This is a genomic window from Sphingobium sp. TomTYG46, from assembly GCF_055396345.1.
The window spans coordinates 152568-175267 of record NZ_AP027324.1 but is presented as its reverse complement, the minus strand read 5'-3'; the positions used below and the strand labels follow the sequence as shown (position 1 = coordinate 175267).

Annotated in this window: 20 protein-coding genes and 1 pseudogene; 10 read left to right on the top strand and 11 right to left on the bottom strand. The window is 62.2% G+C overall.

Going from position 1 to position 22700, the window contains the following annotated elements:
* The first annotated feature begins 25 nt into the window (after positions 1-25).
* Both ACZ5YV_RS00920 and ACZ5YV_RS00915 read left to right on the top strand, forming a co-directional pair.
* A complete protein-coding gene (locus tag ACZ5YV_RS00920; protein ID WP_464788176.1) occupies positions 26-589 on the top strand; it encodes a helix-turn-helix domain-containing protein in 564 nt (187 codons plus the stop codon).
* 58 nt (positions 590-647) lie between these two features.
* Complete coding sequence (locus ACZ5YV_RS00915) at positions 648-1820, top strand: glycosyltransferase (protein WP_460987502.1); 1173 nt, start codon at positions 648-650, stop codon at positions 1818-1820.
* A gap of 113 nt (positions 1821-1933) precedes the next feature.
* On the opposite strand, the gene ACZ5YV_RS00910 is transcribed toward ACZ5YV_RS00915, so the two are convergent.
* A complete protein-coding gene (locus tag ACZ5YV_RS00910; protein ID WP_464788175.1) occupies positions 1934-2680 on the bottom strand; it encodes an HAD-IIB family hydrolase in 747 nt (248 codons plus the stop codon).
* Between ACZ5YV_RS00910 and ACZ5YV_RS00905 the strand changes: the two are divergent.
* A pseudogene (locus tag ACZ5YV_RS00905) lies at positions 2573-3379 on the top strand (phosphotransferase family protein); the annotation flags it as partial. The gene ACZ5YV_RS00910 and the pseudogene ACZ5YV_RS00905 sit on opposite strands and share 108 nt — an antisense overlap.
* 195 nt (positions 3380-3574) lie before the next feature.
* Here ACZ5YV_RS00905 and ACZ5YV_RS00900 read toward each other — a convergent pair.
* The 7 genes from ACZ5YV_RS00900 to thiS form a co-directional block, all read right to left on the bottom strand.
* Positions 3575-4843, bottom strand: a complete 1269-nt coding sequence (locus tag ACZ5YV_RS00900; RefSeq protein WP_464788174.1) for a capsule biosynthesis protein — start codon at positions 4841-4843, stop codon at positions 3575-3577.
* On the bottom strand, positions 4836-6428 hold the full coding sequence (locus ACZ5YV_RS00895) for a capsular polysaccharide export protein, LipB/KpsS family (protein WP_464788173.1): 1593 nt from the start codon (positions 6426-6428) through the stop codon (positions 4836-4838). Before ACZ5YV_RS00895 ends, ACZ5YV_RS00900 begins: the two co-directional genes overlap by 8 nt.
* Positions 6429-6503: 75 nt before the next feature.
* On the bottom strand, positions 6504-7802 hold the full coding sequence (locus ACZ5YV_RS00890) for a glycosyltransferase family 4 protein (protein ID WP_464788172.1): 1299 nt from the start codon (positions 7800-7802) through the stop codon (positions 6504-6506).
* Positions 7803-7846: 44 nt separating this feature from the next.
* Entirely contained in the window at positions 7847-8287 is a 441-nt protein-coding gene (locus ACZ5YV_RS00885) for an HIT family protein (protein ID WP_449471208.1), read from the bottom strand.
* A gap of 10 nt (positions 8288-8297) precedes the next feature.
* Positions 8298-8933 carry a CoA transferase subunit B gene (locus ACZ5YV_RS00880; RefSeq protein ID WP_464788171.1) on the bottom strand — a complete coding sequence of 212 codons (636 nt, stop codon included), beginning with the start codon at positions 8931-8933 and terminating at the stop codon, positions 8298-8300.
* Positions 8933-9643 (bottom strand): CoA transferase subunit A, encoded by a 711-nt coding sequence (locus ACZ5YV_RS00875; protein WP_464788170.1) that lies wholly within the window; start codon positions 9641-9643, stop codon positions 8933-8935. Before ACZ5YV_RS00875 ends, ACZ5YV_RS00880 begins: the two co-directional genes overlap by 1 nt.
* 160 nt (positions 9644-9803) lie before the next feature.
* A complete protein-coding gene (gene thiS / locus ACZ5YV_RS00870; RefSeq protein ID WP_464788169.1) occupies positions 9804-10805 on the bottom strand; it encodes a sulfur carrier protein ThiS in 1002 nt (333 codons plus the stop codon).
* A gap of 123 nt (positions 10806-10928) precedes the next feature.
* Between thiS and aroQ the strand changes: the two genes are divergently transcribed.
* The 5 genes from aroQ (at position 10929) to polA (ending at position 17716) form a co-directional block, all read left to right on the top strand.
* Positions 10929-11369 carry a type II 3-dehydroquinate dehydratase gene (gene aroQ / locus ACZ5YV_RS00865; protein ID WP_464788168.1) on the top strand — a complete coding sequence of 147 codons (441 nt, stop codon included), beginning with the start codon at positions 10929-10931 and terminating at the stop codon, positions 11367-11369.
* Between the two features lie 84 nt (positions 11370-11453).
* Positions 11454-11930, top strand: a complete 477-nt coding sequence (gene accB / locus ACZ5YV_RS00860) for an acetyl-CoA carboxylase biotin carboxyl carrier protein (RefSeq protein ID WP_464788167.1) — start codon at positions 11454-11456, stop codon at positions 11928-11930.
* Positions 11931-11943: 13 nt separating this feature from the next.
* Positions 11944-13296 carry an acetyl-CoA carboxylase biotin carboxylase subunit gene (gene accC / locus ACZ5YV_RS00855; protein WP_464788166.1) on the top strand — a complete coding sequence of 451 codons (1353 nt, stop codon included), beginning with the start codon at positions 11944-11946 and terminating at the stop codon, positions 13294-13296.
* A complete protein-coding gene (arsC, locus tag ACZ5YV_RS00850) occupies positions 13293-13640 on the top strand; it encodes an arsenate reductase (glutaredoxin) (protein ID WP_464788165.1) in 348 nt (115 codons plus the stop codon). The genes accC and arsC overlap by 4 nt, the downstream gene beginning before the upstream one ends.
* 1289 nt (positions 13641-14929) lie before the next feature.
* On the top strand, positions 14930-17716 hold the full coding sequence (gene polA, locus ACZ5YV_RS00845; RefSeq protein ID WP_464788164.1) for a DNA polymerase I: 2787 nt from the start codon (positions 14930-14932) through the stop codon (positions 17714-17716).
* A 116-nt stretch (positions 17717-17832) separates the two neighbouring features.
* Here the strand turns inward: polA and ACZ5YV_RS00840 are convergent, their stop codons facing one another.
* From ACZ5YV_RS00840 to ACZ5YV_RS00830, 3 genes are all read right to left on the bottom strand, one after another.
* Positions 17833-19290 (bottom strand): mannose-1-phosphate guanylyltransferase/mannose-6-phosphate isomerase, encoded by a 1458-nt coding sequence (locus ACZ5YV_RS00840; protein WP_464788163.1) that lies wholly within the window; start codon positions 19288-19290, stop codon positions 17833-17835.
* A gap of 92 nt (positions 19291-19382) precedes the next feature.
* On the bottom strand, positions 19383-19664 hold the full coding sequence (locus ACZ5YV_RS00835) for a TFIIB-type zinc ribbon-containing protein (protein ID WP_464788162.1): 282 nt from the start codon (positions 19662-19664) through the stop codon (positions 19383-19385).
* Positions 19665-19666: 2 nt separating this feature from the next.
* Entirely contained in the window at positions 19667-20377 is a 711-nt protein-coding gene (locus ACZ5YV_RS00830; RefSeq protein ID WP_464788161.1) for a Bax inhibitor-1/YccA family protein, read from the bottom strand.
* Between the two features lie 286 nt (positions 20378-20663).
* Here ACZ5YV_RS00830 and cysS point away from each other — a divergent pair, with 286 nt between their 5' ends.
* Together cysS and ACZ5YV_RS00820 are read left to right on the top strand one after the other, a co-directional pair.
* The gene (gene cysS, locus ACZ5YV_RS00825; protein ID WP_464788160.1) at positions 20664-22181 is read left to right on the top strand and encodes a cysteine--tRNA ligase; all 1518 of its coding nucleotides are present in this window, start codon (positions 20664-20666) and stop codon (positions 22179-22181) included.
* Between the two features lie 107 nt (positions 22182-22288).
* Positions 22289-22645, top strand: a complete 357-nt coding sequence (locus ACZ5YV_RS00820) for a Rap1a/Tai family immunity protein (protein WP_464788159.1) — start codon at positions 22289-22291, stop codon at positions 22643-22645.
* Positions 22646-22700 lie beyond the last annotated feature (55 nt).

Below are 22700 nucleotides of genomic sequence, written 5' to 3'. Positions count from 1 at the left end.
AATAGGTAAAAAATCTGGAATAGGCATGATCACCCGGATTAGAGAAGTTCGAAAAGCCAAGGGTTTGACGCTGGAACAAGTCGCGGCGCTCTGCCGCCCTGCAACCACGGCACAGACGATCGGCAGGCTGGAAACCGGCACGCGAACCGTATCGGTCAACTGGTTGAACCGCATCGCCGACGCTCTGGGCGTTGGCTCGTCCGAGCTGGTGGCGCTGCCGGGCCAAAGCGTGGTGCCGGTCGCGGCATTGCTCGGCCCGGAAGGCGCCCGCGCGCCCACCCGCAGCCTGTCCTTCCCCCCACCCGTGCCCGCCGACGCGATGATCGGCGTCCAGGTATCCGCCAGCATCGGCGATTATCGCAGCGGCGACGAAATCTGGTGCCGCCGCATCGGCCCGGACGAATTTGCGAGCGCGCTCAATCGCGACATATTGCTGCCACGCCATGCCGGACGCTTCGTCTTTGGCAGACTGATCGGGAGAGAGGGTGACAAATTGCACATCCTGCCTCTGGGTAGCGGCAGCCGCCAACAGATCATCAGCGACCCACCCTGGGGGGCCGTGGCCGTTCAGTTGGTAAGACAATTGTAGCCAAAGCCGCGCTTCAGCCCTAACTCTCGATTAACCGCGATGCTTTAAGGGGGGCAGCATGACGCTGAATGTCCTTACGCTCTCGACCCTGTTCCCGGACATGAGCCGTCCGAATTTCGGGGTGTTCGTCGAACGGCAGGCGCGGGAACTCGCCAGCCGCCCCGACGTCAATGTCACGGTGATCGCACCGCTCGGGGTTCCCATCTGGCCGATCGGCCTTGGCAATCAATATGCGCCGCTCCGCGCCCTGCCGCGCAAGGAAAGGTGGCAGAACCTCACCGTCTACCGCCCGATTTTTTCGACGATTCCGAAGATCGGCGCGCGCTATAATGTCGGCAGCATGACACGCGCGATCCTGCCGCTGGTACGCCATCTGCATGAACAGCAGCCCTTCGACGTGATCGACGCCAGCTTCTTCTTCCCCGACGGCCCAGTGGCGCAGCGCCTGTCACGCGCCCTCGGCATCCCCTATTCCGTCAAGGCGCGCGGCGCCGACATCCATTATTGGGGCAAACGGCGCGACACGCGCGGCATGGTGAAACGCGCCGGGGCGGAAGCGGCGGGCCTGCTCGCCGTGTCCAGCGCAATGCGCCGGTCGATGGTCAAGCTGGGCATGGATGCGGAAAAGATCCGCGTTCACTATACCGGCGTCGATCTTGATCGATTTGAACTGGCCGACCGCGCTGCCGCCAAGGAAGCATTGGGCTTTGAAGGACCCGTGGTCCTGTGCGTCGGCGCGCTCATTCCGCGCAAGGGACAGGAACTGCTGGTGCAGGCGCTTCCGCGCCTGCCCGGCATCACCTTGCTGTTCGCTGGTCAGGGTCAATATCGCCGGGCGCTGGAAAAGCAGGCGGAGGAACTGGCCGTCGACCGGCGCATCGGTTTCCTCGGCTCCGTTCCGCATGACCGGCTGCCCCGCATCTATGCCGCCGCTGATGTGATGGCGCTGCCCTCCTCATCCGAAGGGCTCGCCAACGCCTGGGTCGAATCGCTCGCCTGCGGCACGCCGATCGTCATCACCGATGTTGGTGGGGCGCGCGAGCTGCTCGACCGGCCGGAGGCAGGCCAGATCGTCGATCGCGACCCTGAAGCGATCGCGGCCGCCATCGGAGAGATTCTCTATAACCCGCCCGAGCGCGAAGCGGTGCGCGATGCAGCACTGCGCTTCACCTGGGAAGCCAATGCCGACCTTCTACTCCATCATCTAAAAGGCATCGCCCGCAACGGCTAGACCAGCAGCGGTATTGGCCGGATGGACGGGTTCGCCTGTGAAGCACACCCCCGCCCCTCTCAGATCATGCCCGCACGCCGCAACTGACGGCGCTCGGCATCAGTGCAAATCGGTCATTTCTGGCAGGAAACGATCGCCGCGATCACGGACAGCGTTTCCTCCGGATCCCGGACGCGCACCGTGTCCAGCCCCAATTCCTTGGCAGGATAGTCATTGCCGCCCGGGAAGATCGCGTCGCCGATGAACATCATCGCGTCCAGTGCGATGCCGCTCGCATCGCGCAACTTCTTGAGGCCATAGGCCTTGTCCACGCCCTCACGCGTGATGTCGATCGATGTCGCGCCGCCCATGTTGATCGACAGGCCAGGCAACCGCTCCCGCAGGTCGGCCTGGATGATGCGGCGCTTGGCAAAGTCGGGGTCCCATCCCTCCTTCGCTTGGATAGGAGCCTGCTGCCCCAGCGCGGAAAAGGTGATCTGGCTGCCCCGATCCTCGATCCGTTCGCCCCATGTTTCTTCCGGCACAAAGCCGGTCGCTTCCAGCGCCTGATCGAAGGCGGCGAAGATGTTCTGCTTCTGCGCCTCATCAAATAGCTCGGCATAGACTGGCGTCCATGCGCCCGCCTGATGCGTGAAAAGCTTGGTACCGGTCGTCGGCATCAGCCACAGGCGCGACAGGTCCGCGCGGCCGGGCAGGCGGCTTGCCACCTGCTTGTCGAACTGCGGCCAGTCACCCCCGGAAATCACGGCAACATGCGCGACCGTCATCAGGTCAGCCAGCGCTTCCCCCATCTCTTCGCCCAAAGGCTGCTTGCTTTCCGCCAGCGTTCCGTCGAGATCAAAGGCGATCAACTCTTTCATTTGGGCAAGCTCCTGGAATCCTGTCGGCGCAGCTACCATCAATTGAGCGATCGGCAAATGCACGGAAGCGAGGAAATGATGCAGCACATGTCGTTGAAAATGGGAAGCGATTGGCTGCTGCTCGACCGGGGCCAGAGCTCGGAGGTTTTCCATATTGGCGACGGAAAGGTCATCAAGATCTTCCATCCCGCTGTGTCCGATGAAATGATCGAGCGCGAAAGGGCGGCTGCCACGCTGGCCCATTCCCTGGGCCTCCCCACCGCCGCACCCCGCGCGCGCGTCGAGGTGGATGACAAACGCGCCCTTATCTATCCAGAGATAGACGGCCCATCCGTCGCCAGAGCAATTCGCCAGAAACCTTTCTCGGCGGCCTCCCTCCTCCGGGACATGGCTCGCCTCTTCCATAAGATGCACGGTCGCTCGGCATCCGGACTGCGCACCGTGAAGTCCGTGCTTCAAACCGATATCGAATATGGCCCGGCGCCGGATCGGCTCAAGCGCGCTGCCACCGATTATCTCGCTCGCCTCCCGGATGGCAATCAGCTCCTCCACGGCGACTTCCACATCGACAATATTCTGGTCAATGATAAGGGGCTGGTCGTCCTCGACTGGGCGAAGGCCGCGATCGGCGCGCCCGCCGCCGATGTCGTCAGGAGCGAGATGCTGATGCGGTTCGGCGAAGGCCCTGCCGACCCCATCACCAACATCTGGCGCGACTGGGCCGCCCATCAGCTTGGCCGCGCCTATCAAAGGCAAAGCGGTGTCACGCCCGATCAGCTTACCCTCTGGCGCCCAGTTGTCGCGCTAGCATGGCTCCGCGCGCGCCCTCCCGTCCGCAATGCAGCTTTCACCCGCTATCTCAACAACGCCCTACGCGGCGCACGAATCCTGTCCTCAGCTGACCCGCGCAAGATTGATGTGCCGCACTGGTCCATCCGAACTGCGCTCCCCCTGCTGCCTTTCGTCGCAAAGCCGCTCCACGGCATTGTTCACCAGCATATCGAGGCCCTGATCGCTTAGCAGGCCGCCCCGGATCAGGCATCGGTCGATCAGCACCCGGCGAAATGCCGCATAGAGAGTCTGGTCCGGCGCTCCCGGATCGAGCCAGAACTCGTCCAGCGTCCCCCTATAAACGACGCCGGGCACCTTGTAGACAGCATGTCCCAGCACCAGCACTGGCTTGCCCTTGTTCAGCGCCAATGTGCCGACCGTGCTGTTGACGGTTACCACGCCAAGCGACCGGCCCACCACCTGCGCGATGTCGAGGTCCGCCAGATAATAGACGCGATCCACCACCCCATATCGGGCCGCGAGCCGCCGCGTCAGCCGCTCCCAGGCGACCAATCCCGAATCCAGCGGGTGCCGCTTCACCAACAGGTTAGTGCCCTCGGGTGCATATCGCGCAAAGCTCTTGATCACGAACCGCAAGGCCGCGCGCATATTGCCAAACGGCGAATGGACGCGAATTTGATAGTCCGAATCCAGCTGCAACGGCAGGGCGAAATAGGGCTTGTCCTTAATCTCGTGCCACTGGGTACGCGACAAACGCACATCCCGCTTTCGCAGCATCAGCTTCTTGAACCAGCCCGCCGCCTCCAGCAGGAAGCTTTGCGGCCGGTGCGTCCGGTAAAAGGGAAAGATCGGCCACATCATCGCCGACGCCAACCCATTACGCGTCGTATTCACCGCGCGCCTGCGGAAGGTCGAAGGAATTTGCGGCTCCCGCCCGCCCTCCGGCGGCAAGCCGAGCGCCTGATCCAGATACCATTGCGGGTCGAGCGGCAGCGTTGAATTGCCGTTCACCCCGTCCTCTTGCAACGTCATGAAATCCGGCCGGATATAACCTTCCTCCAGTACATGGACGCGCAAGCCGCGCAGCCGCGCCATCTTGTGCGCCGACGCATGATAGGGGCGGCAATCGCCGTAGAGGATCAGATCGGTTATGCCATGCTGGACGATGAAATCATCGAAGAAGAGCGGCCAGTTGCGGAAGGATCCGCGATAGTCCGTCGCCTCCCCCGGCCAATCGACCTTATCCCCGCCATTGATGTTGATCCGCAGCGCGCCATGCCCACGCGTCCGCAAGGCATCCGCCAGCATCGCGAAAAAGGGGCCATGCGGTCCCTGAAGAAAAAGGAAGGTCTTGGCGTGGCCGTCAGCCATGGAGATGCTCGGCAGACAAAGTCATAAATCTTCTAATTTTCCCCTGTAGCGTCCGCATTCGGATCAGCCATGAAGTTGATGACGTCGATCCACTACTCAAACGCTCCACCATGATTTCGGGGCCGCAGGGCAGACATGTTACCGGGTCCAGGTAACGTGGATAGAGAATGAGGGCAGCCGCCACAAGCTGGTCGATCGTTAGCTTGCGGCCTCGACGCGGATTGGGCTCGGCCAGGTCGCGGGTCAGCCCCCATCCCGCATAAAATGGCATGCCATGCACCGTGACAGGCCGGTCGCGCAGCAGCGCCTCGAACCCGGTGAGCGACGACAGCACATGCACTTCATCGACCGCCTGAACCAGCGCCATCAACGGCGCGCCGCTATCCAGCGCATCGGCATGCTCATGCACCACAGCATCGCTCAAATGCCCGCGCCGCAGCCCGGCCTGCACATCGGGATGGGGCCGGTAGATGATATGGGCATCCGGCTCGGCCCGCCGCGCTCGCTTCAGCAGGCCCAGATTGCCCTCGACCCCAGCGCCGCCGAGCTGCACTGACAGGTCATCCTCCACCTGCCCGACGACCAATACCGTGCGCTTGGCGCTGGGGAGGCTCGGCATCTGCCCCCCATCCTGTCCATATTTGGTGACGCCAGACGCCCGGATCATCGCACGGAGCCGACCGGCGCGCTTCACTAGCGCCGGTGAAAAAGCATGTGTTGCAAGCAACGTCTCAAGATCGCTCGGCCCGCCCGCATCATAATAGATGCCCGACCGGTCGATGACGACCGAACCGGGCGGCGTGAGCGCGGCCCCCAGCCCCTTCGACCGCAAGAAGCCATCCTCCACCCGCGCAACCGCAATGTCCGGCGCATCCGCCTGCAAGGACGATGGCACCCGCGATGGCCACACCGCCAACGCCCCACCCTCGCGCCTTACCCGCCGCATCCCGGCGCGCGGGGAAAGGAAGGGCGGCGAACGCTCCCCATCCCATAGGAACCGCTGCATCGCTTCGCGCTTCCAGAAGGCCATGCCGCTGGCTGCGGCGATATGCCGGTTGCCTTGCAGATGGCGGCCCCACTCTGCCAGTTGCGCGACGGCTTGCTCCACGCCCACCGTCTCGCCGCTGAAACAATTCCGGTAAGTGGCGGCCGCGACCGCGCGCTTTGCCGCCAGCCGAAGCCGCTCCGGCGCGATCACTTCCCCATCAGGTCCATGCACAGCAACGCCCAGCATCCCCGCAATGATCGCCAGTTCATCGTCGGCCGCAGCGTGGACGGAGCGCGCCTGCGCCACCAGCACCCAGGGATCATATTGTTTGCCGGAAGGTCGCGCAGACAGAATGACGATCTCATCGCGCTGCAAGCCCTCGCGGGGGAAACGGCACCCTGCTCGCGCCACCAGCTTCACGCCCTCTCGCTGGCGACCCCAAAAGGCCCCTCCAACCCGCGCCGCCGCGATCTGGTCGATAACGCCGTCTGGAACTTCGTCCGGTTCACCCCCCCGACCATGCAGAACACTCACCGCCGCCACGCGCGGAGCAATTCCGGGAAAGGGCGGCGATCGCAGGAAGGGCAGCGGCGTCACTTCGTCAAATCCCGTCCGCACCCGGCAGAAAAGCAATTGTCCACAAAACTTTCATGCGCACCCCCGGCAGGGACGTCAAGCGGGCGTGGAAGCCGTCACATCGGCCAGCAATTGCATGATGATGTCGAAATAGTCTCGCCACTGCGGCGCGCGCCACGCCTTGATACGCGCCATCTGCGCCTCGCGCTCGGGCGCATCCGGCAGCGCATAAGCCTCGATCAACCGCATCCAGCCTAGCCCGTCCAGCGGGTCGAGATAATCCGGCGCCTCTCCCCCAACCTCCCGATGCGCGACGATGTCGCTGCAAATCACCGGCACACCCACCGACAGCGCCTCGATCACCGGAATGCCGAACCCTTCCTCGAACGAAGGCATCAGCATCGCCCGCGCGCCCGCTACCAGCGCGTGCATTTCCGTGTCCGGCACGCTGCCCGCTTCGATGACATGGCCGCGCAGGATTGCCGCCCGCTCCAGCATGTCGACGACATTCTCATTTTCCCAGCCACGGCGGCCGATCAGCACCAGCACCGGAGCCCGATCGCCCCACCGCTCCACCAGGCGCCGCCACAGATTGAGCAGCAGCAGATGGTTCTTTCGTGGTTCGATGGTCGAGATATAAACGAAATAAGGCCGTGACGGCACCTTATGGCTATCGCCCCCAAAAATATCGGGCGGGTCAGAGCCGAAATGAGCGACGCAGAGGCTGCGCCCTTCCATGCTCCGCGTCATGAAGGGGCCAAGCGCATCGATCGTCGCCTGGCTGTTGCCGATGATGCCGTCAGCATAGCGATCAATCGTGCGTATCCGCCGCCGATGTTCCTCCGCCCCCTGCGGCCGTGCGAACTCCGGATGGGTGAGCGGGATCACATCATGAACCAGCGTCACGAAACGCGCGCCTTCCGCCCTCAGTATAGCGCCCACCTGATCCGGATCGTCCAGATGGTGGGGCGATACTTGCAGATAGACGCGCGGGCTCCGGGCGCGGGGCACAGGACGCGGACGCAGCGCAATCAGGTGCCGGATCACCGCCGCCCGGCTCGCCGCCTCATCCTTGGCACTGCTATTGCGCCAGCGCGCCGCCGTGAACGCCAGAAACTGCCGCACCGCCGCACTGTTCAGCCGACCATAATAGCCGCCTGCCGGATGCACGGCGGCAAAGGCCAGCCGATCCGGAATTCGCTCCAGCAATTCACGCGCATAGACATATTCGACCCGGTCGATGCCCGTCGGCGCTGCATGGAAGCTGCGCGACAATAGCCGGGAAATGTCGAGGATGATCTCCGCCTTGCCATCAGCCGCCGCGACATAGCTTCTTGCTGGTTTCGATCGCAGCGCCAGCCGGGCGCCGGGCGCATTGAACGGTTTCAGCGCCATGTCAGCGCGTCTCAACAGGCTTGGTCATGAAATTGGCGCGCGGCTCAGAATGCGCCACGTATCTCTTCCGCCAGCGCTTCAAGGGCAGCGGGATCAGCGAAATTGCCTTGGGCATGGGCGGAAAAGCCCATCGGCCCGCCCTGCCAGCGCGGCACGATATGGAAATGCAGGTGAAACACGGTCTGCCCGGCAGGCGCACCGTTGAACTGGGCGACATGGATGCCGTCAGGATCGAGCGCCTTGGCCGTTGCCTTGGCGACTTTCCTCACCGTCGCCATCACCTGCGCCAGTGCATCCTCCTCGATCTCAAGGATGTTGCGCGCCTTCGACCATTTGGAAATGACCAGGCTGTGACCCTTCGACTGCGGCTGGATGTCGAGGAAGGCATATGTATGCGCATCCTCATACAGCTTGGTCGAAGGGATCTTGCCCTGAAGGATCAATGCAAAGACATTGCCTTCGTCATAGGTGCCCTCAAGGCTCATGCCACAGTCCTCAGCTCAGATAATGAGCCGTGGTCTTAGCGGCGACTTCCTCCGCCGTCACGCCCGGCGCGAGTTCAACGAGCTTGAACGGGCTGTCATGGTCGGGGCGCTGGAATACGCACAGGTCCGTCACGATCATGTCGACCACATTCTTGCCGGTCAGCGGCAGAGTGCAGGCCGGGATGAACTTCGGGCTGCCGTCCTTGGACGTATGCTCCATGACGACGATGATCTTCTTGACGCCCGCGACCAAATCCATCGCGCCGCCCATGCCCTTGATCATCTTGCCGGGGATCATCCAGTTGGCAATGTCGCCATTTTCCGCGACCTCCATCGCGCCCAGCACAGTAAGGTCGATATGCCCGCCCCGGATCATGGCGAAGCTGTCAGCGCTGGAGAAATAGACGGTGTTCGGCAGTTCGCTGATCGTCTGCTTGCCCGCATTGATCAGGTCCGCATCCTCCTCGCCCTCGATCGGGAAAGGGCCGATGCCTAGCATGCCGTTCTCGGACTGGAGCGTCACTTCCACGCCAGCGGGAATATGGTTCGCCACCAGCGTCGGAATGCCGATGCCAAGGTTGACGTAGAAACCGTCCTTCAGTTCCTTGGCCGCCCGCGCAGCCATCTCGTCACGCGTCCAAGCCATTACGCGGCCTCCCTCTGGCGCACAGTGCGGAATTCGATCTTCTTGTCGTAAGGCGCGCCGACGATCATGCGCTTCACATAAATGCCGGGCAGGTGGATCGCGTCGGGATCAAGGCTGCCGACCGGCACCACTTCCTCGACTTCGGCTACGCAAATCTTGGCGGCGGTCGCCATCGGCTGGTTGAAATTGCGCGCGGTCTTGCGGAAGATCAGGTTGCCACTCTCGTCAGCCTTCCACCCCTTGATGATGGCGACATCGGCAAAGATCCCGCGTTCCAGGATATAGTCCTGGCCGTCGAAATTCTTGACTTCCTTGCCCTCGGCAACCGCCGTGCCGACGCCCGTCTTGGTGTAGAAGCCCGGAATGCCAGCGCCGCCAGCGCGGCAGCGCTCCGCCAGCGTGCCCTGGGGGCAGAACTCCACCTCCAGCTCACCAGCCAGATATTGCCGCTCAAACTCCTTGTTCTCGCCGACATAGGAGGAGATCATCTTCTTGACCTGCCGGGTGCGCAGCAGCTTGCCGAGCCCCTCGCCATCAATTCCGGCGTTGTTGGAAGCGATGGTAAGGTCCTTGACCCCCGAATCACGGATCGCGTCGATCAGACGCTCGGGAATTCCGCAAAGTCCAAAGCCACCTGCACAAAGATGCATGCCATCGAAGAGAAGGCCCTCCAACGCAGACGCAGCATCGGGGTATAGCTTCTTGACCATCGCTTTTCCTCCTCCTGAATGCGTTTCGCCCATAGGAGGAAGCGGGCAGCCGGTCAATTTGCTGCAATGGCGAAAGTAGCGCTCCGGCGTTCCTGCGAAGGCAGGAACCCAGTCCAGACGTTTCAACTGGACTTCTGCCTGCGCAGGAGCACGTTGCCCGTTAAATCAACCCAGCCAACGGACTCGAAGGGTCGGCGTACATCCGCTTGCCCATCCGCCCAGCGCGATAAGCCATGCGCCCGGCATCAACCCCCGCCTTCATCGCCGCCGCCATCAGCACCGGGTCCTTCGCTTCGGCAATAGCGGTGTTCATCAGCACGCCGGTACAGCCAAGCTCCATCGCCTCTGCCGCTTCCGACGCCGTGCCGACACCCGCATCGACCAGCACCGGCAGCTTCGTGCCCTCCACGATCAGGCGGATCGTCACCCGGTTCTGGATGCCCAGCCCCGACCCGATCGGCGCGCCCAGCGGCATGATCGCCACCGCGCCCGCATCCTCCAGCCGCTTGGCCGCGATCGGATCATCCACGCAATAGACCATCGGCTTGAAGCCTTCCTTGGCCAGCACCTCGGTCGCGCGCAGCGTCTCCACCATGTCGGGATACAGCGTCCGCGCCTCGCCGAGCACCTCCAGCTTTACGAGGTCCCATCCCCCCGCCTCACGCGCCAGGCGCAGCGTACGGATCGCTTCCTCACCTGTATAGCAACCCGCCGTATTGGGCAGATAGGTGATCTTCTTCGGGTCGATGAAGTCGGTCAGCATAGGCGCATGGGGGTCCGACACATTGACGCGCCGCACCGCCACGGTGACGATTTCCGCCCCCGAAGCCGCGACCGCCGCCGCATTTTGCTCGAAATTCTTGTATTTCCCCGTGCCCACGATCAGCCGCGAGCGGAACGTCTTGTCGGCAACCGCCCAGCTGTCGTCATCCACAGCCGACACATCGCCACCGCCAACAAAGTGCACGATCTCCAGCTCATCGCCATCCTCGACGCACACCTGCGCCAGCGTGGAACGCGGCACAACCTCCAGATTACGCTCGACCGCGACCTTCTCCGGCACGAAGCCCAGCTCGCTCGCCAGCTCCGCCAGCGTCATGCCCGCACGGATGCGGCGATGCTCTCCATTGATGTTGACCGATACGGTTCCGTCGACGTGCAATGCTCTGTCCTGTCTTCAATCGAAAGAACGTGTCTCGACTTGGCGCGACACGAAAGGCTAAGGATCTTGGGCAGCATATAGGGGCCGCGACGCCCCCGCCGCAACATGCTAAGGGGGATTGCCATGGCCGATGCGCGGAAAATCTACGTCTTGAATGGCCCCAACCTCAATATGCTGGGCACGCGGGAGCCGGAAATCTACGGTTTCGACACGCTCGACGACATTGCCGAGCGGATGGAGGATGCGGCGCAGCGCGCCCATGTCGAAATCGATTTTCGCCAATCCAATCATGAAGGCCACCTGATCGACTGGTTGCAGGAAGCGCATGAGGAAGGCGCGCATGCCGTGATCCTCAACCCGGGCGGCCTCACCCACACTTCCGTCGCGCTGCATGACGCGATCAAGGGCATCAGCGTGCCCGTCATAGAGGTGCACCTGTCCAACCCGCACAAGCGCGAGCCTTTCCGCCACAAAAGCTATGTCGGCATGGCGGCCAAGGGAACGATCGCGGGTTTCGGCGCTATGTCCTACATGCTGGCACTGGAAGCCGCGCTCGAACTGTAACACGTCGCTCAAAAGTTGCGCTTCGGCCCAAATGCGCATAGGCGCGGGCATCGCATAAGACATTTTACCGTCCAGGGACTTCAAATGAACGAAAAGGCTGAAAAGGGCGCAATGCAGGTCGACGTGCAGCTGGTGCGGGACCTCGCCGCGCTGCTCGACGACACCAATCTGACGGAAATCGAGGTGGAGGACGGCGATCGCAAGATCCGCGTCGCGCGCAAGGCGGCCAACGCTGCTGTCGCCTATGCGCCCGCACCCGTCGCCGCTCCGGTGGCCGCACCTGCGGCAGCCGCCCCGGCGCTTGCCGAAGCGGCCGCTCCCGCCGCCGCCAACGCCGTCCGCTCGCCCATCGTAGGCACCGCCTATCTCTCGGCTGAACCGGGCGCGGCACCGTTCGCCGCCGTCGGATCGAGCGTGAAGGCAGGCGACACCGTACTAATCGTCGAAGCGATGAAGGTCATGAACGCCATCACCGCGCCCAACGCGGGCACGGTCAAGGCCGTGCTGGTCGATAACGGCCAGCCGGTCGAATATGACCAGCCGCTGATCGTCATCGAATAAGGCCGCGCGACACATGGCCATCGAAAAGCTGCTGATCGCGAACCGGGGCGAAATCGCGCTCCGCATCCACCGCGCCTGCCATGAAATGGGCATCAAGACGGTGGCGGTCCACTCCACCGCCGACGCCGACGCCATGCATGTGCGCCTCGCCGACGAAGCGATCTGCATCGGCCCGCCTGCCGCCAAGGACAGCTATCTGAACGTCGCCGCGATCATTTCCGCCGCCGAAATTTCCGGCGCAGACGCGATCCACCCCGGCTACGGCTTCCTGTCGGAAAACGCCCAGTTCGCGGAGATTGTGGAGGCGCACAACATCGCCTTCGTCGGGCCGAAGCCTGAACATATCCGCATCATGGGCGACAAGGTCGAGGCAAAGCGCACCGCTGGCGCGCTTGGCCTGCCGCTGGTCCCCGGCTCCGATGGCGCGCTCTCCAGCGTTGAGGAAGCCAAGGAAGTGGCCGCGAAGATCGGCTATCCTGTCCTCATCAAGGCGGCATCGGGCGGCGGCGGGCGCGGCATGAAGGTCGTGCCGTCCGAAGACCTGCTCGAAACCTCGATGAAGCAGGCGGGCAGCGAAGCCAAGGCCGCCTTCGGTGACGACACCGTCTATATGGAAAAATATCTGGGCAACCCCCGGCATATTGAATTCCAGGTCTTCGGCGACGGCAATGGCCAGGCCATCCACCTTGGCGAACGCGACTGCTCGCTCCAGCGCCGCCACCAGAAGGTATTGGAGGAGGCGCCCTCCCCAGTCCTCTCGACCGCCGAACGCGACAAGATGGGCGAAGTCGTGCGTAAGGCGATGGCCGACATGGGCTATCGCGGCGCGGGCACGATCGAATTCCTTTGGGAAGACGGCGAATTCTATTTCATCGAAATGAACACTCGCCTTCAGGTGGAACATCCGGTGACTGAAATGATCACCGGCATCGACCTTGTCCGCGAACAGATCCGCGTCGCCGAAGGCAAGCCGCTTTCGGTCGAGCAGGCGGATATCGAGTTCAAAGGCCACGCCATCGAATGCCGCATCAATGCCGAAGATCCGCGCACCTTCGCGCCGTCGCCGGGCACCGTCACCAGCTATCATGTTCCCGGCGGCATGCATGTCCGCGTCGATAGCGGCCTCTATCAGGGCTACCGCGTCCCGCCCTATTACGACAGCATGATCGGCAAGCTGATCGTATATGGCCGCACCCGCGAAGGCTGCATCATGCGGCTGCGCCGCGCGCTGGAAGAATATGTGATCGAAGGCATGAAAACCACGATCCCGCTTCACCAGAAACTGCTGACGGACCCGGACTTCCTCAATGGCGACTATACAATCAAGTGGCTGGAAGAGTGGTTGGCGAAGGACGAACAGGCGTGACGAAGGCCACCATCTGGCACAATCCCCGCTGCTCCAAGTCGCGCGCCGCGCTCGCGCTTCTTGAGGGCACGCCGGGGGTTGAGATCGAGATAGTAGAGTATTTAAAAACTCCGCCCAGCCGCGCCGAAATCGAAGCGGTGCTGGCCAAGGCGGGCGTCCGTCCTTCTGAGGCGCTCCGCAAGGGCGAAGCCGTCGTGAAGGAAATCGGCCTCGATGTGACGGATGACAAGGCCGTCCTCGACGCCATGGCACAGCACCCGATCCTGATCGAACGCGCCATCGTCATCACGGACAAGGGCGCAGTGGTGGCACGCCCACCCGAACGGGCAAGCGAAGTTTTCTAAAAGCCGTCACCCCAGCGAAAGCTGGGGTCTCAGGCCATATCGCGCGCCACCTCCCGGGATGCCAGCCTTCGCTGGCATGACGGAGATTGGCCAGGTTGCAGTCGTACCCCCTCCCGCAAGCGGGAGGGGGTAGGGGGTGGGCTGGCGCGACATTAGCCCGACAGAGATGGGTGGAGAGCGGCCTGTCAGGTTATAAGCTGGTAATAGGCCAAAGCTGACGTTACCATTCTCTCATGGATTTCTCGGGCTTCCTCCTGATCCCAATAGCGGCAGCAATTACTGCTGTCTGGACTGTGGGTGCGGCCCTCATTTCGAAGCGAGGCCCCAGCTTCCGCTCGCCGTTTCTACTCTCCTATGGATTAGGCGTGATCTTCATGCAGCCATGGAGAATATCGACTTGGGAGCATTTCGGCATGTTCATAGTCATGCTTGCCATGCTTGTGTTTTGGGTCGCAGTAGGTTGCCTTGTCGGTGGTTTACCAGCCGCTTTGGCGGTTTCAATCGCGCACAAACTGCGGCGTCGCATCATTAGCCGATAGTCCGCTGCCGGATTAGGAAGCCTGCAAATCTGACGGCATCTAATGGTCGGTGTTCACCGTTGCGTTACGAAAGCGTAAAGTGCCCGTGACGAGCACCGATAAGTAGTCTCACTATTTCCGTACGCCGTACACCGCTTCCAATAAGACGGAGATGATGTAGGCAAACGCTATCATCCTTATCGACGATATCAACGTTTCGTTCTCCACGTACCCCACGAGATTGAGTGCAACGATCAGAAATTGAAACGGAAGGAGTGGTAACATCACTCTCCGGACCATCTCGCCAAACAAAAATCGGAACATGACGCGGCCCGTGCCTCCCTCCGTGAAGTCTGATTTTGGCAGGATGCTGCAGCGTCGTAAATGCCCGCTTGTGGTCGTTAGCAGACAGCCCTCCCACTGCCTCAGTTTCACGCGTGCCCCGATTGCCACACCATCTCCAAAAACCATCCTATTTCTCCAACACAGCGCGATTTCAGCCTGTCCTATTCCGCATCGGCGCGCTTATCCTCGATCCGTCTTTGAAATGTCCGGCACATCTGCCCTCGCGCACACGCGCGCTCAGGCTCGCGCGCGCATATGGTGTGAACTTCGGCGGAAAACCGCCATTTTTCGCCACTCCGTTCGCCAGTCCGCAAAAGCAGCTCCTATTTTCATCTGCCCCTCCGGACAGCGAGCCCAATCATGGGGACCGCCACCTCAACCAACCCCACTGGAGCCACCCCGCATAACCCGCTATCCCCTGCGCCCATGGCCCAGAATCATCTCTACCTCGTCGACGGCAGCGGCTATATCTTCCGCGCCTATCACCAGCTTCCCCCGCTCACCAACAAGCATGGCCAGCCCGTCGGCGCGGTCTATGGTTACACCACGATGCTCTGGAAGCTGGCCGAGGAACTGGGCAAGGCCGAAGGCCCCACCCATCTCGCGGTAGTGCTGGACAAGGGCAGCCACACCTTCCGCAACGACATGTACGACCAGTATAAGGCGAACCGCCCGCCCGCGCCGGAGGATCTGGTCCCGCAATTCCCGATGATCCGCGACGCGACCCGCGCCTTCTCCCTCCCCTGTATCGAGGAAGCGGGCTTCGAAGCTGACGACATCATCGCCAGCTATACGAAAGCCGCCGTCGCCGCAGGCTGGCACGTCACCATCGTCAGCTCCGACAAGGACCTGATGCAGCTCATTCAACCCGGCGTCGACATGTACGACACGATGAAGAATGAGCGGCGCGGCGCGGACTATGTGATGACAAAGTTCGGCGTCCAGCCCGAACAGCTGGGCGATGTTCTCGCGCTGATGGGTGACAGCGTCGACAATGTCCCCGGCATCCCCGGCATCGGCCCCAAGACCGCAGCGAAACTCATCACCGAATATGGAGGGTTGGAAGCCGCGCTAGAGGCCGCGCCTTCGATGAAGAAATCGAAGATGCAGGAAAACCTCATCGCCCATGCCGACATGGCGCGCCTGTCGCGCCGCCTGGTGGCGCTGCATGACGCGATGGACCTGCCCGAACCGCTCGACGACCTGACGCTCAAGGGCATCCCGACCGAGCCGCTGCAGAACTTCCTGGAGCATCACGGCTTCAAGTCGCTCCTGACCCGCCTCGGCGCGCCCGCCGCCGCCGTTGCGGTTGCGACCGCCGCGCTCGCCGTCACGGAAAGCACGCCCCCGTCTGCCCCTGTCCTCGAAGAAGAGCCGCCCATCGACCGCAGCCTCTACGAAACGGTCGTGACGGAGGAAGCGCTAGACCGCTGGATCGCCGCCGCCCATGCCGAGGGTTTCGTCGCCGTCGATACCGAAACGGACATGCTCGACTGCGTATCCTGCGCGCTCGTCGGGGTGAGCCTGGCCGTAGGACCGAACGCGGCCTGCTACATTCCGGTCGGTCATGGCGGGAAGGACATGTTCGCGGAGAAACCCGAACAGCTTGCCAAGGACCTCGTCCTTGCGAAGCTCAAGCCGCTGCTGGAGGACGACAGCGTCCTCAAGATCGGTCAGAACCTCAAATATGACCTGACTGTCATGCGCCGCCACGGCATCGAAATCGCGCCCTATGACGACACCATCGTCATGAGCTTCGACCTCGACGCCGGGCAAAGCCTCGCAGGTCACGGCATGGACGAAGCGGCCAAGGTCCACCTCAATCACATCTGCATCAGCTTCAAGGACGTGTGCGGCACCGGCAAGAGCCAGATCAGCTTCGCCGAAGTCCCGCTCGACAAGGCAACCGAATATGCCGCTGAGGACGCGGACGTCACGCTGCGCCTGTGGAAAATCTATAAAAACCGCATAGCCAATGAAGGCGCGACCCGCGTCTATGAACTGGTGGACCGCCCGCTCGTCTCGGTCATAGCCAGGATGGAGCATGAGGGCATCAAGGTCGATCGCGAAGCCCTCTCCCGCCTCTCCGCCGAATTCACGACAGGGATCGCCGCGCTGGAAACGGAAATCCATGGCTTGGCAGGCCAGCCCTTTGCCATTGGCTCGACCCAGCAACTGGGCGCGATCCTGTTCGACAAAATGGGCTATAAGGGCGGCAAGAAAGGCAAGTCCGGCGCCTATTCCACCGACGTCACCATCCTCGAACAGTTGAAGGCCCAAGGCGCCGAGATCGCCGGTAAAATCCTCGACTGGCGCCAGCTATCCAAGCTCAAATCAACCTATACCGACGCGCTTCAGGCGCAGATCAATAGGGACAGCGCCCGCGTCCATACCAGCTATTCGCTGTCCGGCGCGCAGACCGGCCGCCTGTCCTCGACTGATCCCAACCTGCAAAACATCCCGATCCGCACCGAAGTGGGCCGACAGATCCGCCACGCCTTCGTCGCCGAACCGGGCAACGTCATCCTCGCGGCAGACTACAGCCAGATCGAACTGCGCCTTGCCGCGCACATCGCGGATGTCCCGGCGCTCCGCGAAGCCTTCCTCGCGGGCGAAGACATTCACGCCGCCACGGCCCAGCAGCTGTTCGGTGAAGTGAACCGCGACACGCGCGGGCGTGCCAAGACGATCAACTTTGCCATCCTCTACGGCATTTCCCGCTGGGGCCTCGCCGGTCGGCTGGAAATCACCGCCGACGAAGCGCAGGAGATGATCAGCCGCTATTATGAGCGCTTCCCCGGCATCAGCCTCTACATCACCGAAACCCTCGAAAAGGCGCGCGCGCGCGGCTATACCGAGACGCTCTTCGGCCGCAAAACCTGGTTCCCGCGCATCAAGGCACCGATTCAGCACGAACGCCAGGGCGCCGAACGCGCCGCCATCAACGCCCCCATCCAGGGCACCAGTGCCGACATCATCAAGCGCGCCATGGCCCGCATGGGACCTGCGCTGGCGGCGCAAGGGCTGCACAATGTGAAGATGCTGCTCCAGGTCCATGACGAACTGGTCTTCGAACTGCCGGAAGCGGACGTGGAACAGGCCAGCACCGTTATCCGCCACGTGATGGAGACTGCCGCCGAACCGATCGTGAAGCTCAGCGTACCGCTAGGCGTTGAAATCGGTCACGGCCCAAGCTGGGGAGCGGCACATTGAAGGTTTCAACTCAACCCAAAACCATCATCCCAGCGGAGGCCGGAATCTCAAGCGATGGGGCACGGCATAGCCTCATGCGATCCCAGCTTCCGCTGGGATGACGGTCTGGGTCCGCATCAATTCCGTGCGTATCGGTCCTCATACCGCACGATGTCATCCTCACCCACATAGGACCCGGTCTGCACCTCGATAAACACCATCGGAATGCGGCCCGGATTTTCGATCCGGTGAACCGCGCCTACCGGCACATAGACGGACTGGTTTTCCGACAGCAGCTGGACATCCTCGCCCACCGTCACCTTGGCCGTGCCCTCGACGACGATCCAATGTTCCGACCGGTGAAAATGGCTCTGCAAGCTGAGCGATGCGCCGGGTAACACGGTGATGCGCTTAACCTGGAAGCGCGATCCCACGACCAGGCTCTCATACCAGCCCCAAGGCCGGTGATCTTTCGGGAAAGCCTCCGCCTGCGGCGCGCCCTTACGCTGCAACGCTTCGACGACCAGCTTCACATCCTGCGTGCGCGATTTGTCGGCGATCAGCACCGCATCATTCATCGCTACCGCAACGATATTGTTGAGACCGAGCCCGACCAACTCCAATCCCTCGCTCTCCGACCGCAGCAATGTGTCGCGGCAATCCAGCGCCGTCGCCGCGCCCGATAGAGCCACGCCATTTTCATCCGGCTGCGAATGGCTCCACACCGCATCCCAGCCGCCCAGATCAGACCATTCGGCATCGAACGGCACCACCGACAGATTGTCCGCCCGCTCCATGATCGCATAGTCGATGGCGACGCTTTCCGCCTGCCCCCAAGGCTCCGCCGCCAACCGCAGGAAGCCCAGATCGCTCTCCGCCTGCTCAACGGCTCCGCGCACAGCCGACAGGATTGCAGGCGCATGATGCTCGAAAGCGGCGATCAGATCCTTCGCAGCAAAGAGGAAGATGCCCGCGTTCCACAGATAATCGCCCGTCGCTAGCATCTCTTCCGCCCGCGCCGCATTGGGCTTTTCAACGAAGCTGGCGAGCTTGATCGGCGCACCCGAACCATCCGGCTTGTTCTGTGCCTGAAGATAGCCATAGCCTGTTTCTGGGCGCGTCGGCTTGATCCCGAACGTCACGAGGTCGCCACCCTGCGCCGCGCCCAGCCCCTTCCCCACCGCTGCATGAAACGCCGCCACGTCAGGCACGACATGGTCGGAAGGCGCGACAAGCATGATCGCGTCGGGCTTGCGCGCCACCAGATGCAGCGCAGCGGCCAATATGGCCGGGGCGGTGTTGCGACCTTCCGGTTCGATCAGGATCGCCTGCGGGTCGATATTCTCCTTCGCCAACTGCTCAGCTATGATGAAGCGGAACAACGAATTGGTGAGGACCAGCGGCCGGTCAAAGGAAAATCGCTCGGCCTTGCCGGAAAGACGCCGCGCCACCGACTGGAACAATGTCGTCTCGCCCAGAAGCGGCACGAATTGCTTGGGATAGGATTTGCGCGACAGCGGCCAGAGCCGAGTACCTGACCCTCCCGCAAGAATGACGGGCGTGACCTCGGCATGAGGTGCATTGCTTGTCGACATGAAATCCTGGCCGTTAAGGTGAAGTTGGCCAAGCTCTAATGGATCAGCCGCCAGAGGCAAGCGCTTCAAAAAGGGACGGCACGATGGCCGTCCTAATCGAACAGTTCTTCAAGGAAGCTCTTCTTGCGCTTCTTTTGATGATATCGGCCCTCGTCGCGATAATCGCGATCCGGCCGATAGTTCACCTGCTGGGGTGGCGGCGCGGCAGCTGCGGTTCCGGAACGCTCGATGATCTTGTCGAGTTCGCCCCGGTCCAGCCAAACGCCCCGGCATTGCGGGCAATAATCAATCTCCACCCCCTGCCGGTCCGTCATCGAAAGTCCGACATGACAGACCGGGCAGAGCATGGCCGACACGGCTTCGGGAGTGCGCATCATTATTCCCGTTCACCGGACAGGCTGAGCAGCATCTGAAACAGGTTCACGAAGTTCAGGTACAGCGAAAGCGCGCCCATCACCTGCATCTTCTGCGCCACTTCATGGCCGGCATAGGCGAAATATTCCGACTTGATGCGCTGCACGTCCCAGGCGGTCAGGCCAGTGAAGACCACCACGCCGATGATCGAAATCACCATCTGCATGGCAGAGGAGCCGATGAATATGTTGATGAGGCTCGCGACCAATATGCCGATCAGACCCATGATCAGGAATGAGCCCAACTTCGACAGGTCACGGCCGGTGGTATAACCCCACAGCGCCATGGCAAGGAACATCACCGCCGCGGAGAAGAAGGCCTGCGCTATGCTCGCCCCGGTGAAGACCAGGAAGATGCTGGCCAGCGACACGCCCATAACGGCGGAAAAGGCCCAAAAGGCCATCCGCGCGCCAGCCGTCGTCATTTTCTCGATGCGAAAGCTGAAGACCAACACAAACGCCAGCGGCGCGAAGATCGCGACCCATTTCAGCGGCGTGTTGAAAATCGCGGCGGCCAACGAAGGCGTATTGCCGATGAAGGCAGCGACCAAGCCAGTGATGACCAGGCCGATCCCCATATTATGGAAGACGCCCAGCATGTGACTACGCAGCCCGGCGTCGTGTTGCGCCGCCTGTGTCGTCCCATAATTGGGTGTACGAACGGGATTGTTCACGGCGTTAAAACTCCATCCTTCAACAACAAACATCATGTGGATCGAGCGGCCCGGCGCGGTCTTCGCAAGGCTAGAGGGGGGACAGCCCAACGAACCTGCACCGAGCGCACTCGATGCGGTCCGACATCACAGCTGGATCAACTCCAACCGCCAGAGGGGCCCGGCCCGCACAAGCAATATCGGAAGTAGAACGCAGGAACGCAACCCATCGGCCCGCCAGCAACAATTTGTTACAAGTCCACGCGAGAGTTGACGGGTCAGTTGAACCGCCGCATGGCTTCGCTCCATGAGCGACCAGTTCACCCCTGCCGAGCAGCATGCCGACGCGCCCTTGCGCCTCTTCAACAGCCTGACCCGTACGGTCGAACCTTTCGCTCCGATCGACGCAAACCACGCGCGCGTCTACAGCTGCGGCCCTACCGTCTATAATTATGCCCATCTCGGCAATCTTCGTGCCTATGTCTTTACCGACACGCTGCGCCGCACGCTGCTGTGGAAGGGTTTGGACGTCACCCACATTATCAACATCACCGATGTCGGCCATCTCACCAGCGACGCCGACGCGGGCGATGACAAGATGGAGGCTGCCGCCCGTGCCCAGGCGAAAAGCATCTGGGATATAGCGGCCCATTATACGGACGCCTTCAAGCGCAATATCGCCGACCTCAACATCATTGCCCCCAGCGAATGGACGGTCGCCACTGATTATGTCCCGCAGATGATCGCCTTTGCGGAGAAGATCGCGCCCGCCCATTGCTACGAACTGGAAACCGGCCTCTATTTCGACAGCAGTAGCGTGCCCGATTATGGTGCGCTTGCCGGAGGCCGCGACGACGCGGCCCATGCCCGCATCGACCCCGTGGCAGGCAAGCGCAACCCGTCCGACTTCGCCATCTGGCGAAAGTCGCCGCCGGGCGAGCAGCGCCAGATGGAATGGGATTCCCCTTGGGGCAAGGGAGCGCCGGGCTGGCATCTCGAATGTTCGGTCATGAGTGAAGCACGCCTTGGCCATCCCTTCGACATCCACACCGGCGGCATCGACCATCGCGAAATCCATCATCCCAACGAAATCGCGCAGAACCAAGCCTATTGCGGCTGCACCGATGCCCAGCCGGGCTTCACCGGCGCCCGCTGGTGGATGCACAACAACTTTCTCGTCGATCGCCAAGGCAAGATGAGCAAGTCGAAGGGCGGCTTCACCACCCTCTTCTCGCTGATCGACGCGGGCGTGCATCCGCTGGCCTATCGCCTGCTGTGCCTGGGCGCCCATTATCGCAGCGAACTGGAGTTCAGCACGGACAGCGTCGGCGCGGCCCTCACTCGCCTCAAGCGCCTGATCATGGGCGTAGAAGGGCTGAAAAGCCGCGCCGAAGGCATAACCTGGCAGTCGCCCCGCCTTGATTACCTTCGCGCCAATCTTCACCCCAAGCTCGCGCCGCTGCTCGAACAGTTCGACGCGGCGATCAGCGACGACCTGATGACGCCCCGCGCTCTACCGCTGCTGGAAGAGGCGATTGCCATCAAGAAGGTGTCGGTCGATGAGAAGCTGTGCCTGATCGCCGCGTTCGATCAGGGGTTGGGGCTCAACCTCCTTCAACTGAGCCGCGCAGACCTTCGCATCATGCCCAAGGACGTGCAGATCACGCCCGCGGAGGTGGAGATGGAACTCGACCGCCGCCAGAATGCTCGCGCGGAGAAGGATTTCGCCCTTTCGGACCAGATCAGAGATGCACTCGTCGAACGTGGCATCGACGTCATGGACGGTGACCCACTGCGCTGGGAATGGCGGCCAAGGCTAGGGTAAACCCGTTATTTACCATTATGTTACGGTAACGCAACAATGCGCCAGTCCGTGCTGCGCGCGCGCCTGCCCGGCTGGACAGGTCAGTGCAGGAAGCGCACCATTCGCTCATGAAATGGCACATTCTGACGGCTCTGCTCCTGTTGGGGAGCCCGGTGGCCACTCCGCCTGCCGCCGCCCAGCATTTCATGTTCGAAACCGGCACCACGCTGCGCGCAAAGTGCCGCAACAAGGCACCGGAATATGCACTGGCCTGCACCGCGTACATCGTCGGCGCGGTGGACGGCATCAAGAAGGATGTGTTCATTGGTCGCGCCCAGCCAAATTGCTGGCCTGACCGGATGCAGGCGGAAGAAGTGCGACGCATCGTCGTCGCCTATCTGGAACGCTATCCCGACCAGCGCAACGCCCCTGCCTCGGTCATCGTCAGCATTGCGCTGAACGAGCATTATCCTTGCAAGAAGTGAAGCTGTGGAAGTTGGTTCGCGCAGCACGTGGCCAATCCGCTGCACCTGAAACTCG

Excerpts from the sequence above, each read along its gene's own strand:
- ACZ5YV_RS00910 (WP_464788175.1), bottom strand. The coding sequence starts at position 2,680 with ATGAAAGAGTTGATCGCCTTTGATCTCGACGGAACGCTGGCGGAAAGC.
- ACZ5YV_RS00915 (WP_460987502.1), top strand. The coding sequence starts at position 648 with ATGACGCTGAATGTCCTTACGCTCTCGACCCTGTTCCCGGACATGAGC.
- ACZ5YV_RS00885 (WP_449471208.1), bottom strand. The coding sequence starts at position 8,287 with ATGAGCCTTGAGGGCACCTATGACGAAGGCAATGTCTTTGCATTGATC.
- accB (WP_464788167.1), top strand. The coding sequence starts at position 11,454 with ATGAACGAAAAGGCTGAAAAGGGCGCAATGCAGGTCGACGTGCAGCTG.
- ACZ5YV_RS00920 (WP_464788176.1), top strand. The coding sequence starts at position 26 with ATGATCACCCGGATTAGAGAAGTTCGAAAAGCCAAGGGTTTGACGCTG.
- polA (WP_464788164.1), top strand. The coding sequence starts at position 14,930 with ATGGCCCAGAATCATCTCTACCTCGTCGACGGCAGCGGCTATATCTTC.
- ACZ5YV_RS00880 (WP_464788171.1), bottom strand. The coding sequence starts at position 8,933 with ATGGCTTGGACGCGTGACGAGATGGCTGCGCGGGCGGCCAAGGAACTG.
- ACZ5YV_RS00820 (WP_464788159.1), top strand. The coding sequence starts at position 22,289 with ATGAAATGGCACATTCTGACGGCTCTGCTCCTGTTGGGGAGCCCGGTG.
- ACZ5YV_RS00875 (WP_464788170.1), bottom strand. The coding sequence starts at position 9,643 with ATGGTCAAGAAGCTATACCCCGATGCTGCGTCTGCGTTGGAGGGCCTT.
- ACZ5YV_RS00890 (WP_464788172.1), bottom strand. The coding sequence starts at position 7,802 with ATGGCGCTGAAACCGTTCAATGCGCCCGGCGCCCGGCTGGCGCTGCGA.
- aroQ (WP_464788168.1), top strand. The coding sequence starts at position 10,929 with ATGGCCGATGCGCGGAAAATCTACGTCTTGAATGGCCCCAACCTCAAT.
- accC (WP_464788166.1), top strand. The coding sequence starts at position 11,944 with ATGGCCATCGAAAAGCTGCTGATCGCGAACCGGGGCGAAATCGCGCTC.
- ACZ5YV_RS00835 (WP_464788162.1), bottom strand. The coding sequence starts at position 19,664 with ATGCGCACTCCCGAAGCCGTGTCGGCCATGCTCTGCCCGGTCTGTCAT.
- ACZ5YV_RS00900 (WP_464788174.1), bottom strand. The coding sequence starts at position 4,843 with ATGGCTGACGGCCACGCCAAGACCTTCCTTTTTCTTCAGGGACCGCAT.
- cysS (WP_464788160.1), top strand. The coding sequence starts at position 20,664 with ATGAGCGACCAGTTCACCCCTGCCGAGCAGCATGCCGACGCGCCCTTG.
- ACZ5YV_RS00840 (WP_464788163.1), bottom strand. The coding sequence starts at position 19,290 with ATGTCGACAAGCAATGCACCTCATGCCGAGGTCACGCCCGTCATTCTT.